We start from the raw sequence: 12,680 nt of genomic DNA, 5'->3' as shown, positions 1-12,680 counted from the left end.
CAACGAACATTGATATTAAAAAAGGGGACTATTAGCAACACTCCCCTGATTTACAGATACATTGCCCGAAAAATTCCTTAAAGAGTTCACGAGCTAGTTGCCAATTCTCTCGGTTGATACAATATTTCACTTTAGGTGTTTCCAGCTCTCCTTGTATAAGCCCCGCATCTTTCAACTCTTTCAAGTGTTGGGACACTGTTGCTTTAGCAATAGGAAGTTCTTCGTGAATATCCCCAAAATAACACGTTTTCTGCTTTGCCAAAAAGTGCATAATGGCAATTCGGGCAGGATGTCCCAATGCTTTGGCAAATCTTGCCAACTGTTCTTGCGTAGCTGTATAATCTTTCTTTTCTTCCATATCTTGAATATTGTTCGCAAATATACGAACAATATTCAGGATAGCAAATTTCATTATGTTTTTTTCAGTGCAAGGTACAAGTGCGTATGTATGCGCTTGCACCTTGCACTGAAATTATATACATTCATTATCAGTCACTTGCATAATTCAAAGATAATGTGTACGTTTGAACCCAAGATGTTGGCAGACAGACACCGGACAACAGCAGACAGCTTTTAAGGGCTAAAAAGTGACGGCTGCAAAACCAAAAATTCTGAAAGCACTGATATTGAGGAAGAAATAACGCTTGGTTCATAACCCTAGCTGGATCACGGAAAGATACGCCAGACGGCGGTAAAAAACGAACAACTCCTGTAATATCAGATTGTTGTAGGAGTTTTTCTTTTCTGCTCTGTCTATCCTAAAAGCCATCCAGTGCCTCTCATTCGTGGCTAAATCATGGCCATTTATGGGCAGGTAAAATGCCCACGTGAAGTCCCGGAAGGGCTGATCGCAGGCCATTATTGTCCATCCTATAAACATTCTCATTTGCAGGCTTTAATACAATATTATCAGCGGCTGCTTTCCGAAGACGGTTATATGACTGCGGAAAAAGTACGTGATGCTTATCTGGGAAAAGATGAGAAAGCCCTGAAAAAGAAGGAGGAGGGAAGGAGAAACAATACGACTTTACTGGACTTTTTCGATCGCTTCAACCGTGAATACCGGTTGAAGGCAGAGACTGGAACCGCAACGTAGAAGATATACAGTCGTTATATTTTCACGCGGAACCGCTTGTTTGCTTTTATAAAAGAAAAATACGGTGTAGCGGCTATAGGTTTGAATAAAGTGGATTTGTTTTTCATTGAGAATTTTTATCTCTATCTGCGCAAAGTATAGGAGTGTATCAATAAAATATTTCGATGGAGTCTATATTTGGTAATATTGAGGCAAATTGGGGCGAAAACGGTTTGTAAAAAGAAAGACGATTAAAGGGGCTGCGGCTGTATTTTGTTCCCGGAATTTACGGGAACATGCTGCCGTAAAGTTTGAAACGGAAATCTGTATGTCAGAGTAATCTGTAAGCATTTCTGAAAATGAACGGGATGTATAAATACTTTTTATTCGACGGAAGTTCCAATTGTGTATATAGATGCTATTTTAGCAAATGTCTTTGTTGGGACGATTCCCATACTTACCGGAATACCTGTTAATTTACCAACAAATTTTGTAAAGTTTTGAGCGAAATTTTCCACCCCTGTATTATGAATTATAGAAAGGTCTAAAAAAGTTTCGTTTATGCAATAAGCTTCAATTTTTGAGGCAAAACTTTGTTCCCGGAATTTGTCCGCATGATGGGAAACCCATCCCGGTCAGGCAGTACGCCGTATCATTGTGTAATTGCCGGCAGGCTGTTTTTGAGGTATAAGGCTGTGATATCGCTTTCATTTTGTTTTTGAATATGCAAAGATTAGAAGCCTCCAGCGGAAACCCAGCCGGAGGCTTGTTATATTATTTATTTGTACCAATCCAAGTCCATTTGTGCCATATATACTCCAAAGGTCCTTGTTTATGTTTATTAAGCCACCATTTGCAGAATCGAACTTGTAACAGGAAAGTGAATATACCGATTAACAGACTTATTGTATATCCGCAATAAGGTGCAAGGTAAAGGCCGAAAGGAAAATAGATAAAAGCTCCTATAATGGACTGTGTGATGTAGTTCGTAAGGCTCATTTTACCATAAAAACGCAGATTGCTTACCATTTTGTTGAATGTATTGTTTGGGTAGAGTATCACGAAGGATGCAACCAGAACCAGCGTAAAGGCTAATTTTTGCCACATGTCAAATGCTGTTCCTGCACTTTGTTGTATAATAGCGTCATTCTTCATGACTAGTTCTTTCAGTGTATATAAAGGAGCAAATGAAATCGCCGAAACAATTAGTGTCTTTATCCACAAGCGCAAGTTTTTTTCAGAAGAAACAAACAGTTGCTTTCTGCCGATGTAGAAACCAAGCAGGAATAGCCCGGCAGTTTGAAAGAAACGGCCGGCATTAATTGCCCAAAACAAACTGGCTTTTTGTCCCAAAGTAATATTTCCTAGAATGAATTCTCCAAAATTTCCTGATTTTGTATATTCAGTCACTTCTGAATACATTTCACCAACCTTCAAATCGGGCAATTGGTGTGCGGGATTTATAAGACTGGCTATATAGTGATACCATTCTACGGGTTGCAAAAGAAATATTATGGAGGTTATCAATATTGCTTTGTCGCTCCAGTTTCGTGTAAAAAACAACACAAGCCCTACTACCGCGAATAACAAGAGTACATCTCCCGCCGGGAAAAAAGCGGCATTCAGTGTTGCAAACCCCACCAGTAAAACTAAGCGCCATAGAAACCTATATCCGAAATCCTTTCCCTGTTTTTTCTGATTGTTGGTCTGTATATAGAATGTAAATCCAAAAAGCAGGGCAAAGATAGCATACGCTTTTCCGGCAAAAAGACTGAAAACACTATTGAAAACTCCATGATCCAATATGTTAAGCCACTCGGGAGAGTCTGTTGGATATACCGGAAAGATGAAATGCTCAAGATTATGAACCAAGATAATGGCCATTACAGCAAACCCACGCAGGGCATCTACCACCTCTATGCGAGGATTTTTTTTTAGAAGTTGTTCCATGATGTTTATTTATTGAATAATGATTTGATTTTCTGATTCATGGGTTTTTCAAAATAACGGTAGGACAGCAGACTCAACAAAATTATGATACAGAATAGAACTGGAATTGAAATATACCATGCTATTTTGAAATTCGTTTCTTTTTGCCATTCTGCGTACAGTAACAGCACAAAAAGGTGAATCAGATAAAAGCTGTAGCTTATTTCTCCACCTGTAACTAATAAACGGTTTGACAATATGCGCGAGAGTACCCCTTTTTGTAATGAGAAACTGATTAATACCATAGCGACGGGTAACCAATAGTAACAGGAATATCGGTATACTTTAGGAATTTCAGAAGCAAAAAGATAGAAAGACAGAAAAAAAAGCACTGATATTATTTCCATTGCACTGCCTTGTCGTGAAGTAATATGCTTATTTTTTAAAAAATTATACAGGTGGAACAGCAGCATACCAACAATAAAATCCGGGAAACGAGTTACGGGATTGACATACCAATATCCTTTTATCTCATCTTCCGGAGTGAAATACATACCCGTTACTACGATTATGGCTATAGGTATGAACAGATATAGCAACCGTTTGTAGGTCTTTGCCAATGGAATGAGAAACGGGAAACAAAAATAAAAAAGCTGCTCGCAACACAGACTCCAGGAAGGACTATTAAAAGAAAAAAAATAATCAGCCTTGGGAATATAAGCATTTGTAAGGGTAAAGGATGCAAGAAAGTGTTTCAGCCAGTCCATACAGTCTGATGCGACAACATAATTCCCTAAAATTACAGCTATAAACAGCGTGAGCCAATGTAAAGGATAAACACGTGCGATGCGTGCCACCCAGAAAGTTCGTTTGCTTATCTTATTTTCTTGCAGTTTATGCTGATAGTTATATGCTATAATGAAACCGCTTAATACAAAAAAGAAACTGACTCCCACAAATCCCTCTTTGAAAAAATGGGCGTCAAAAAAACTGTCGATTACATAGCAATGTGCCCCAAAAATCATCATAGCAAACAAGAATCTCAATGATGTCAGTGTATTTATCATCCTCTCTTGTTTTATATGTCTTACATTTTTTGAATCTGTAACAAAATCAGAACTATATACCAACTTCCTTTAGAACTCAGTACTTATATGTATCTTTCCAAATGTTTTTTGCTCGTTATTTACATACATCCTTTATTATACGGCTGTAAATGTAGGAATTAAATCTGAAAGACAGAAAATACTCGATTTTGATTTATTATAAATCTGTCCAAAAACATACTTTTGCAAGGGTGTCTTTCGCTAAAAAAGTTGACTCCCAAAGAGTAAAACATGGAGGGGAAAATTTATTTGAGCCTCAAGCGGAAGAAGCATTTGGAAGAAGCTCTCTCTATTTTTATTAAGATAAGACTGAAAAAAGTCAACCTAAATCAAGAAAAGACAAGGTAGGGGAGGAAGCTGCAAGCTACCTTCTGCCAGTACAGAACAAGGTCTGACAATGCTTTTCGGGATATTGAATTCTCCTATCCCTATACAGGTAAATATCAATATTATACGTGCTTTTATTGTTATATGTCGGTTAATATTTACTCCACCGATTGATAAAATTTTCATGTTCCGACAAAAAATAAAGGAATTCAAAGAATATATTGAGAAAATGTTTGCCGATCAGAATGATAGTAACTCCTGGCCTTCACTACATTAACCTGGAAGATGTAGTGCTCATAACTCATCCATGACCCGACTGAAGAATGGGGAGAGGATTATCCGCATTACGCTACAAAATGAATGGATAAAGAAAGCTCCGGTCCAATGAAAGAAGAATCAAGAAACATTTTTTAAGCTGTCTGGAAGTGGCATTTTGGGGCATTCATTGACAGTTGCAGTATAGAGAAAGTCGTGTAGCAGTAGCTCTTCCATTGCTTCAACTATCTCTTCTATAGAAGACGTATATTTTATTTGTAGCAAATTTGCTGGAAAACAAAAGATTGCATATCTTTGCAGCGATGACAAAAACAAATAAATCGGATTTGGTTTAGTAAACAATTTGCGTTTCTGATGCAGATTGTCCTTTCGTTTACTCTCAGATAATCTTTCTGAGACGATTTTCATGTATTTACATTGTAGTTTAATTTGCATACAATGACAGACGTATTGTTATGTTTTTGCGTGTATGCTATATACATTAAAGTAATGAGTAACAAAAATAAAACAATTCACGAATTTGATTTCAATTTAATCTGCGAATACTTTTCAAATGTGAAACGACAGGGGCCGGGAAGTCCCGAAGCAACTATTAGAGCGTTGCATTTTATTGATAATCTGACTCCGCAGTCCCGCATTGCCGACCTCGGCTGCGGAACGGGCGGACAGACCATGACGCTGGCACAAAACGCCCCGGGACATATTACAGGGCTCGATCTCTTTCCCGATTTTATCAATATTTTCAACAGAAATGCTCAGGCTCTTGGTTTGTCTGGTCGGGTAAAGGCCATCGTCGGTTCGATGGTGGAGACACTTCCGTTCGAGAAAGAATCTTTAGACCTGATTTGGTCGGAAGGGGCTATCTATAATATTGGCTTTGAACAAGGGCTAAATGAGTGGAGGCAATATCTAAGGAAAGGCGGTTATATCGCTGTCTCGGAGGCTTCGTGGTTCACACCCCAACGCCCGGCAGAAATTTATGATTTCTGGATGGCACATTATACGGAAATAGATACGATTCCGAACAAAGTCGCCCAAATGCAGAATGCAGGTTACGTTCCTGTTGCTACTTTTATTCTACCGGAGAATTGCTGGACGGAGCACTATTTTGCTCCCTGTTGCAAGATACAACAGGCATTTCTGGAGAAACATCAAGGGGATAAGATTGTTGAAGAACTTATTGCCGGTCAACGCCTCGAAATGGAGTTGTACCATAAATACAAAGAGTTCTACGGATATGTGTTTTATATCGGGAAGAAAATTTAAATAACAATCAAGGGGACTGTTGTCAAAGGCAGTCTCCTGATTAAGAAACAAAAGTAATGAACCCGTTACAAGTATACGGTTGGAATGAAGAACTCTTCCGACAGAAACAAAATTCAAATTATAAAGATTTTTTACGTGGTCAACTAACCGTTACCCACAAGACCTGTCAGGAGATAGTGTCTGAGACGGGGCATTACGCTTGCGGACAGACAGAAAATATGTTATATGGAAGCGAGGTTTCCGAATATCCTTGTACCGGAGATTGGGTCATCCAAGAAGCATTTTAACTTGTAACGCCCGAGAACGGGGAAGAAGTCATGATTGGGATTGGTATAACTGATCTGAATTTTACGTTATTTACACATTAGGGCACGTCCCTAATGTGTAATTTTTATCTGTTAGATGGATGTTTTGAATGATTATTTTGTCGTTGAGGGTCTGAAGTGAATCCCAATGTCCTCCTAGGACACTCCTCCGGGCCTGAAAAATAGCTGTTCGGGCATTTGTTTTTGTCACTTTTTCCAAATTCCCTGACGATCGATAAGACCATAGTGGTCGCCGATTTTTGCTTCGGCATAATCGTCGATGTAATGGCTTAAATAATGATATTTTACCGGAATTTTTTCATGGCCTTGGTGGTCTATATATCCGTAGCAGTTGCCGATGCGTACTTGCATCCAATCGTATTTGTCTTGTTCGATTTCATCGTATTTCAGCTCTGTCTGTAGACGACCTGCTGTGTCAATCACTCCCCATTTCTTGTTACAACAGACGCAGGCATTTTTGTTTAGGAAATCCGTTGCATCTTCATATTTGCCTGCTATCACTTCCTTGCCATTTTTAGCTATAAATCCGAATAATCCTTTTGAATTCCGGAAGCGGGCTAATCCTTCAGAAAAATTCCATAGATCCCTATAAACGGTTGGAATCACTTCTTTGCCCGATCTGTCAATAAATCCCCACTGCCTGTTGACACAAACACGGGCATAATCTCCATCAAAGAAATCAGCATTGTCGTATCTACAAGGGGTAATCACCCGGCCTTTCAAGTCACAGAATCCCCATTTGCCACCTTTGCATAGGTATCCTCCGTTGGGTTGTCCCTGTCCTCCCCGATTGAGCATTACTGTTCCCTGATTAGCATTGAAAATATAGTCATAAACCAAAGGAAGAATTTCCTTTCCTTTCAGATCAATCAGTCCATATTTTCCCCCGACATACTCCTTGCAGTCATCCTGAAAGCCGCCCTTTGCGACCACAATGACTTCTTCGCAGGGAGAAGCTACATAGTCGTAAAGCAAAGGAATACATGTCGATAGATCGCTGTTGCATAAATAATTTATGCCGTGTATCGTGCGAATCCGGGGGAAGGTGTTATAATTCTGATCCGTCATGGGGTTATTTATTGCACAAATATATTAAATATCCAGGGAGGAAGAGCTGTGACTGTCCATAAAAATGATATCCTTTTTTCGTATGTTCCGGTTCTGAATTCTTTCCTTCTCTCAGGATTTATTCTAAATGATAAAAAATGAGATACATCATTATCGCATTGAATCCTGAATGTGCACAAACGGCTCTCCAAATGGAAGTACAATATTGTTTACATCTGAAAAATACCTGACTGGCAAGAAACATGGCTAAAATCCAGCGTATTACCGGAAAAGGGAGAGAATGCCAGCTACCTGAAATGTAAATGAGTCTAAAATGAGCGATATGAATGAGAGCAAAGGCCAATGAGTCGAAAACAGAAGCTGCGGTTTCCCCAAATTTAGGGGTGAAGCTACCGTGGATCACTTCTCTGTAGAGAAATTCTTCACCTATCGGGCTGAAAAACATGCTCCGGATCACTGCTATCCAAAAATAGAATTGTTTGTCCCGTTCCGGTATAAAAACTCCGGGATTATTCCCGCCGATATTTACAAATGCATTTTCTACTGTTTTATCAAATAAAAGCCAGAAAAGTATAAATACCATCATACAGGAAAAAGCAGTTGCGATGAGAGCCAGAAGAAGTCGTCCTTGACCGAAGGGGTTTTAGAATAGAACTACCGTACCGGACAAAGAAGACGTAGAATTATTGGAAAACAGACATTTATACAACCGCTTACGGGCTGTTTAAGAACGGAGATCAGGTAAAAAACTTTCCTTCGGATAGAATCCCTAGATTTAGGTATTGAAATCCAGGAGATGATTTCTTAACTTTGCTTAATTAATATATAATTTAATCTCATTTGAAATATGAAAACATTTTATTTATTGAGTACGCTTACGGGAATATTTATTTTCAGTTTGATCGGACAAGGATGCCAATCGGGTAAAAAAAGTAATAAACAGGCAAATCCCAGCGAGCAGACCAGTTCCCAAATACTACAAATCGATGATTTATTAGGTAAAGCGGAAACGTTGAACGGACAGGAAATAGAAGCCGAGGGAGTATGTACGCATATTTGTGCTCACGGAGGAGGTAAAATCTTTCTGATGGGCAGTAACGACACCCAAACCATTCGGGTAGAAGCCGGTGAGAAAATAGGTAGTTTTAAGCAGGAAACGGTAAATAATATAGTTCGGGTAAAAGGCACATTGGTGGAAGATCGTATCGATGAAGCTTATCTGGCGCAATGGGAGGAAATGCTGAAGTCGCAGACTGCTCCGAAGCATGGAAACGACGAAGCCGGTTGTTCTTCCGAACAAAAAGCCCAGGGAGAAACGATGGCTACCACTCAACAGGAAAGAATTGAAAATTTCCGGAAACGTATTGCTGAACGGAAAGAAAAAGAAGGAAAAGATTATCTTTCGTTTTATCATATAGAGGCTGATACCTATACCATCCTGTAAAAGAAATGTCCAGAATAGCTCAGATACGTAAAGGATGCCGGTTTATCCACCGGGATCTTTCTTATTTCTTTTCGGGCATTATTGTGATTTATGCCGTATCGGGAATTATGCTGAATCACAAGCGGGATTTCAATGCGGAATATTCAATAAGCCGGGAGGAATTTGTTATAAATCCCGGGGCGTTGAAAGTGAGAGAAGAGATTTCCAGGGAGGATGCTATTTCTTTTATGGAAAAGGTGGGAGAGGATGAAAAAGGTTATACCAAACATTATTTTCCGAAAGAAAATCAATTGAAGATTTTTATAAAAGGAGGATCTTCTCTGGTCATTGATTTGACGAATGGAGAAGCGGTTTATGAACAAGTCCGAAAACGTCCGGTGATCAGCGCTTTTAATCGTTTACATTACAATCCGGGGCGTTGGTGGACTGTATTTTCTGATATTTTTGCTTTGTCTTTGTTAATCATTACGATAACGGGTCTTATTTTAGTGAAGGGGAAAAAGGGAATAGGGGGACGAGGAGGAATTGAATTGCTTGTCGGAATTTTATTTCCTCTGCTGTTTCTTTTATTTTTCTGATACTTTTAGCGGGTAAAGTTTACCGGCTATCCAGTACGATGCTTCGGATAGCCGGTTGTTTTATTTCTTAAAAAGCAAAAAAGGAAGTAGTCCGAAAATACCTGGAAAGCAAATCAAGAGGACTGGAGCGATAGCGGAATGGCCTGCTTGCCGGTGATGGACGAGCCAATAGGTGATAGTCAAAATCACGTTCAGCAGCAATGTACTTGCCGACTTGTCGGAGCAGTGGGAATATCCCAGAATTCTGCCCCGGGATACCCCAAAATTGAGGTTTTGGTAAATCCTCCCTTTCCCCTAATAGAGGGGCAGATGACAGTCTTCTATACTGTTTTCCATATTCTTGATTGGCCAAAGAGTCGGTTTTACAATACGAGTCCCAAAGCCAGTGAAAGATGAATGCTTTCCGAATGATTGCTATATCGGTTGTAACGGCCTTGTGCTTTTACAAATAAGGTTTTATTCGTTAATCCTCCGCTATAGTCAAACCGGGCCTCTCCCTGAACGGAGGTTTGGTGGGCGGAGAGTACATCATAGTTGCCAGATAACATTTCCGTTATTTTTTTCTCTGTACTCCCTTCCTTTAGTACCAGCTCGGAATGAAGCGACTGGGCACGTATTCCTTTTAGTGTAAAGTGTAATAGACACTTCTTTAAAACATGCGAAGCATTCAGACCGATTCCTACATTTAGCATTTCAGAATGAAGTCGCCTTAAGGGGGAGAGATATTTGCTTTCTATTTGATGATAGCCGGCATAAGGCGATATACTCCAGTGAAAGCGGGCAGAACGCTTGTTTTCGTAAAGAAAAAGAAGTTGGGAAAATAGTTGCTGACAAATATATTGTTGAGCAGAACCGATCTGTTTATAAGCTCCGCTGGTGGCATCTCCAAATAAATTTTCCGTGCCTTTTCGCTTGGCGGTTTCTGCTGTCAGTCGGATTCCCCATCCCTGTGCTCTTGTCGTATGGCGCCAGCTTATTTCTCCGCTGATGCGGTTTTCCGTCATTTCATTTAAAGGAAGATTATTTAAATCCGAGAGTATTTTTTCGAAATTAAAATGATTATAAGTGATGGCTAAAGAAAATCCATGTTTCAGCCGGGGATAAACCTCCAGACTGCCGCTATAGGCTTTCCCTTTATAATAGGTATTATTGTTTGTGCCGGAAAAACGGACGTAGTCCATGCCTAAACCGCTCATATGGTAAACTTTGTATACGCCCAGTTCACTGAAAAACTTGACATTGTTCGTTTGCTTATATTTGCGGGCTTTTAGGGAAGTTCCAAGGGTGTAGTTTTCTTTTAGTTTGAGGGCGATTCCGATTTGGCCGTTTAAGTCCGATACGATGTTTCGGGGACGCGGGTCTTTTTTCCGGTATTCCATATTGGCTCGGTAGTTTAATTCGGCTCCCCAGAGAAAAGTCCGCTGTTCGCGGGCATATCCTCCCTTAAAAGAATAAATTTCCGATTTTAAATCCCCTCCCAGCGTATCGGCCATAACGTATGGATAAACTACTTGAAAATCGGATGTTTCATTCCAACGGATATTGAAAGTTTGGCTATTCTTATAAAAAGCTTGTCCCCATATCCGGGAAAGTGCGTTTAATTTATTCCAGGACTCAGCGTTAAATTGAAATCCTTGTTCTCCCTCTCCTTCCTGCATGATCCGGGTCTTTTTATCGTCCTTGTAATGAGCCGACAGGGCTAGTTCTGTCCTGCCGTTTTGATGCTGATAATATTGTAAGGCCGGATTTTGAAAGACTTGGGGTGTAAAATTTGTAAAGGGTGACAGATAATCTGCCACCCGCTGCAGTACAGTTTCCTGTGCTACGGTTGTTTTTAGAAAGACAAACGATGAGAAAAGTACAATTGAAAATGTTTGTGTCGCTCGGTAAATCAGGTGTTGAGCAGACGTTTGGGGAAATAACGTCCGTCGTACCGGAATCAGAAAGCAAATCAGACATTTCTTATGAAAAAATCGCTTATACATGTTCTTTATTTAAAAATGTAAAAAGGATCAGCTTTGGCTTCTGCTTCGAAATCTGCTGCCGAATTGTTGGTGTCTTGCAGGAGCACAATGCCATCTGCTGTAGTAGAAGCCACTTTACGGCGAACACTTTTACCGTAACGGCTGGCGTCTTGGTCTACACTCCCGCAATACGTCCAGCCTAAATCCAGAGAGGGTGCCGTTACTAACCAAACAAAGTTGGATTCGATACTGCAATTTACAGCATCCAATACCCACTCATTCGGGATTTTATAGCAATCTCCCTCCATTGGGAAAGTACCTGCTGGTAAAACCATTTCATATTCGTAATGGTAAGGATAATTTCTCAGATAAGAATCTTTGTTAACTCCTTCCGGTACTCTGGCAAGTACGTAAGATTTAAATCCCCTGTTATGAGGTCCCCAGATCGTAGTTGTATAACAATAGTATTTGTCCATATCGGGTACATCCGGATTATTAACATCCATGAAGTTAGGGTTTGTAGATTCGTCATACCATTCGAAATCGGCTTTTGTCAAGTCGAAAGAGTTAGGATTGGCTTCGGTATGGTTGATGGCATTGTCCACGATTAAAATCGATTTACCGGGAAGTACGGGGTAATCTTTACCGGTTCCGGGCACTACATATATGGCTCCTGCAGCAAAGGCATCTTTCATGATATCCGGATCGTAATTGTATTTTTTTACGGTCGTAAATTCAGATTCGGCAATCATCAGGCGGTCGGCATATAAGGTATCAGAAGAATTGTTGTAAATCCGGAAATATTTGTCGCCGGTATATTGTTTCTTTTCCGGGGTTTCCGTTCCGGTAAAGAAAATTTCTGCCAAAACAAAATTTCCCTTTTCGCCGACTGTATTATTGTGCAGGAAGCCTTCTAGAGAGATACTGGGATTTGTGCCCGTCAATTCTACATTCCCTTTATATCCTCTGATTTTGCTGGTAATTTGCTGGTCGTGGAATGCGTAGGTGATATCTCCTTCCAGAGTCATATTGTATAGGCCCTCCTCCACTGTGAGCGTAAAATTGAACGAGGTGGAAGCTCCGGTTTCCGCAGGAATGACGTCTATTTCAGAGGCCCTTCCCGTTGTGATATTTTTTAGGGTTGCGACCACATTACTGACAACGGCATTTGAAACGCTATCCGGTGCATTCAGGGTAACGGAAACGGTTACTTGAGGGATCGGAGTCGGATCGTCGTCATTACAAGAGGATACACCAAACAGGAGTGTAAAAACTAAAAATAAATACAAATAGTTGTTTCTCATTTTTTTATAAATTTAAA

General features: G+C 40.0%; 13 protein-coding genes and 1 pseudogene. 5 read left to right on the top strand and 9 right to left on the bottom strand.

The genetic code is table 11. The features are described from left to right. Positions 1-31: 31 nt before the first annotated feature. Positions 32-412, bottom strand: a complete 381-nt coding sequence (locus HMPREF9449_RS07855; RefSeq protein WP_187118592.1) for an ArsR/SmtB family transcription factor — start codon at positions 410-412, stop codon at positions 32-34. Positions 413-796: 384 nt separating this feature from the next. Here HMPREF9449_RS07855 and HMPREF9449_RS07850 point away from each other — a divergent pair, with 384 nt between their 5' ends. Beyond that, on the top strand, positions 797-1,096 hold the full coding sequence (locus HMPREF9449_RS07850; protein ID WP_009136722.1) for a hypothetical protein: 300 nt from the start codon (positions 797-799) through the stop codon (positions 1,094-1,096). A 171-nt stretch (positions 1,097-1,267) separates the two neighbouring features. Here the strand turns inward: HMPREF9449_RS07850 and HMPREF9449_RS17015 are convergent, their stop codons facing one another. From HMPREF9449_RS17015 to HMPREF9449_RS07840, 4 genes and pseudogenes are all read right to left on the bottom strand, one after another. Continuing rightward, the gene (locus HMPREF9449_RS17015) at positions 1,268-1,453 is read right to left on the bottom strand and encodes a DinB/UmuC family translesion DNA polymerase (protein WP_390621392.1); all 186 of its coding nucleotides are present in this window, start codon (positions 1,451-1,453) and stop codon (positions 1,268-1,270) included. Between the two features lie 5 nt (positions 1,454-1,458). Then, positions 1,459-1,656, bottom strand: a pseudogene (locus HMPREF9449_RS17010) (Y-family DNA polymerase); the annotation flags it as partial. 193 nt (positions 1,657-1,849) lie between these two features. After that, positions 1,850-3,025, bottom strand: coding sequence for a DUF418 domain-containing protein (locus HMPREF9449_RS07845; RefSeq protein ID WP_009136721.1), 1,176 nt, complete (start codon positions 3,023-3,025; stop codon positions 1,850-1,852). A 5-nt stretch (positions 3,026-3,030) separates the two neighbouring features. Next, positions 3,031-4,071 (bottom strand): acyltransferase family protein, encoded by a 1,041-nt coding sequence (locus tag HMPREF9449_RS07840; RefSeq protein WP_009136720.1) that lies wholly within the window; start codon positions 4,069-4,071, stop codon positions 3,031-3,033. 1,080 nt (positions 4,072-5,151) lie between these two features. Between HMPREF9449_RS07840 and HMPREF9449_RS07825 the strand changes: the two genes are divergently transcribed. Together HMPREF9449_RS07825 and HMPREF9449_RS07820 are read left to right on the top strand one after the other, a co-directional pair. Then, complete coding sequence (locus tag HMPREF9449_RS07825) at positions 5,152-5,979, top strand: class I SAM-dependent methyltransferase (RefSeq protein WP_009136719.1); 828 nt, start codon at positions 5,152-5,154, stop codon at positions 5,977-5,979. A gap of 56 nt (positions 5,980-6,035) precedes the next feature. Continuing rightward, positions 6,036-6,266 carry a hypothetical protein gene (locus tag HMPREF9449_RS07820; RefSeq protein WP_009136718.1) on the top strand — a complete coding sequence of 77 codons (231 nt, stop codon included), beginning with the start codon at positions 6,036-6,038 and terminating at the stop codon, positions 6,264-6,266. A 225-nt stretch (positions 6,267-6,491) separates the two neighbouring features. Here HMPREF9449_RS07820 and HMPREF9449_RS07815 read toward each other — a convergent pair whose 3' ends face one another. Further along, the gene (locus HMPREF9449_RS07815) at positions 6,492-7,373 is read right to left on the bottom strand and encodes a WG repeat-containing protein (protein ID WP_009136717.1); all 882 of its coding nucleotides are present in this window, start codon (positions 7,371-7,373) and stop codon (positions 6,492-6,494) included. Between the two features lie 118 nt (positions 7,374-7,491). Beyond that, positions 7,492-7,959 carry a CPBP family intramembrane glutamic endopeptidase gene (locus tag HMPREF9449_RS07810; RefSeq protein ID WP_009136716.1) on the bottom strand — a complete coding sequence of 156 codons (468 nt, stop codon included), beginning with the start codon at positions 7,957-7,959 and terminating at the stop codon, positions 7,492-7,494. Positions 7,960-8,220: 261 nt separating this feature from the next. Between HMPREF9449_RS07810 and HMPREF9449_RS07805 the strand changes: the two genes are divergently transcribed. After that, positions 8,221-8,817 (top strand): hypothetical protein, encoded by a 597-nt coding sequence (locus tag HMPREF9449_RS07805; RefSeq protein ID WP_009136715.1) that lies wholly within the window; start codon positions 8,221-8,223, stop codon positions 8,815-8,817. Positions 8,818-8,822: 5 nt separating this feature from the next. After that, the gene (locus HMPREF9449_RS07800; protein WP_009136714.1) at positions 8,823-9,395 is read left to right on the top strand and encodes a PepSY-associated TM helix domain-containing protein; all 573 of its coding nucleotides are present in this window, start codon (positions 8,823-8,825) and stop codon (positions 9,393-9,395) included. Between the two features lie 362 nt (positions 9,396-9,757). On the opposite strand, the gene HMPREF9449_RS15875 is transcribed toward HMPREF9449_RS07800, so the two are convergent. Beyond that, positions 9,758-11,380, bottom strand: a complete 1,623-nt coding sequence (locus HMPREF9449_RS15875) for a DUF6850 family outer membrane beta-barrel protein (protein WP_009136713.1) — start codon at positions 11,378-11,380, stop codon at positions 9,758-9,760. A gap of 5 nt (positions 11,381-11,385) precedes the next feature. Beyond that, on the bottom strand, positions 11,386-12,663 hold the full coding sequence (locus HMPREF9449_RS07790; RefSeq protein WP_009136712.1) for a DUF4876 domain-containing protein: 1,278 nt from the start codon (positions 12,661-12,663) through the stop codon (positions 11,386-11,388). Positions 12,664-12,680: the final 17 nt, after the last annotated feature.

This window comes from Odoribacter laneus YIT 12061, assembly GCF_000243215.1.
GTDB classification, from domain to species: Bacteria; Bacteroidota; Bacteroidia; order Bacteroidales; family Marinifilaceae; genus Culturomica; species Culturomica lanea.
The sequence above is the reverse complement of the archived record's forward strand: the minus strand, read 5'-3'. Positions and strand labels throughout refer to the sequence as shown.

Excerpts from the sequence above, each read along its gene's own strand:
- HMPREF9449_RS07855 (WP_187118592.1), bottom strand. The coding sequence starts at position 412 with ATGAAATTTGCTATCCTGAATATTGTTCGTATATTTGCGAACAATATT.
- HMPREF9449_RS07850 (WP_009136722.1), top strand. The coding sequence starts at position 797 with ATGGCCATTTATGGGCAGGTAAAATGCCCACGTGAAGTCCCGGAAGGG.
- HMPREF9449_RS07845 (WP_009136721.1), bottom strand. The coding sequence starts at position 3,025 with ATGGAACAACTTCTAAAAAAAAATCCTCGCATAGAGGTGGTAGATGCC.
- HMPREF9449_RS07840 (WP_009136720.1), bottom strand. The coding sequence starts at position 4,071 with ATGATAAATACACTGACATCATTGAGATTCTTGTTTGCTATGATGATT.
- HMPREF9449_RS07825 (WP_009136719.1), top strand. The coding sequence starts at position 5,152 with ATGACAGACGTATTGTTATGTTTTTGCGTGTATGCTATATACATTAAA.
- HMPREF9449_RS07820 (WP_009136718.1), top strand. The coding sequence starts at position 6,036 with ATGAACCCGTTACAAGTATACGGTTGGAATGAAGAACTCTTCCGACAG.
- HMPREF9449_RS07815 (WP_009136717.1), bottom strand. The coding sequence starts at position 7,373 with ATGACGGATCAGAATTATAACACCTTCCCCCGGATTCGCACGATACAC.
- HMPREF9449_RS07810 (WP_009136716.1), bottom strand. The coding sequence starts at position 7,959 with ATGATGGTATTTATACTTTTCTGGCTTTTATTTGATAAAACAGTAGAA.
- HMPREF9449_RS07805 (WP_009136715.1), top strand. The coding sequence starts at position 8,221 with ATGAAAACATTTTATTTATTGAGTACGCTTACGGGAATATTTATTTTC.
- HMPREF9449_RS07800 (WP_009136714.1), top strand. The coding sequence starts at position 8,823 with ATGTCCAGAATAGCTCAGATACGTAAAGGATGCCGGTTTATCCACCGG.
- HMPREF9449_RS15875 (WP_009136713.1), bottom strand. The coding sequence starts at position 11,380 with ATGTATAAGCGATTTTTTCATAAGAAATGTCTGATTTGCTTTCTGATT.
- HMPREF9449_RS07790 (WP_009136712.1), bottom strand. The coding sequence starts at position 12,663 with ATGAGAAACAACTATTTGTATTTATTTTTAGTTTTTACACTCCTGTTT.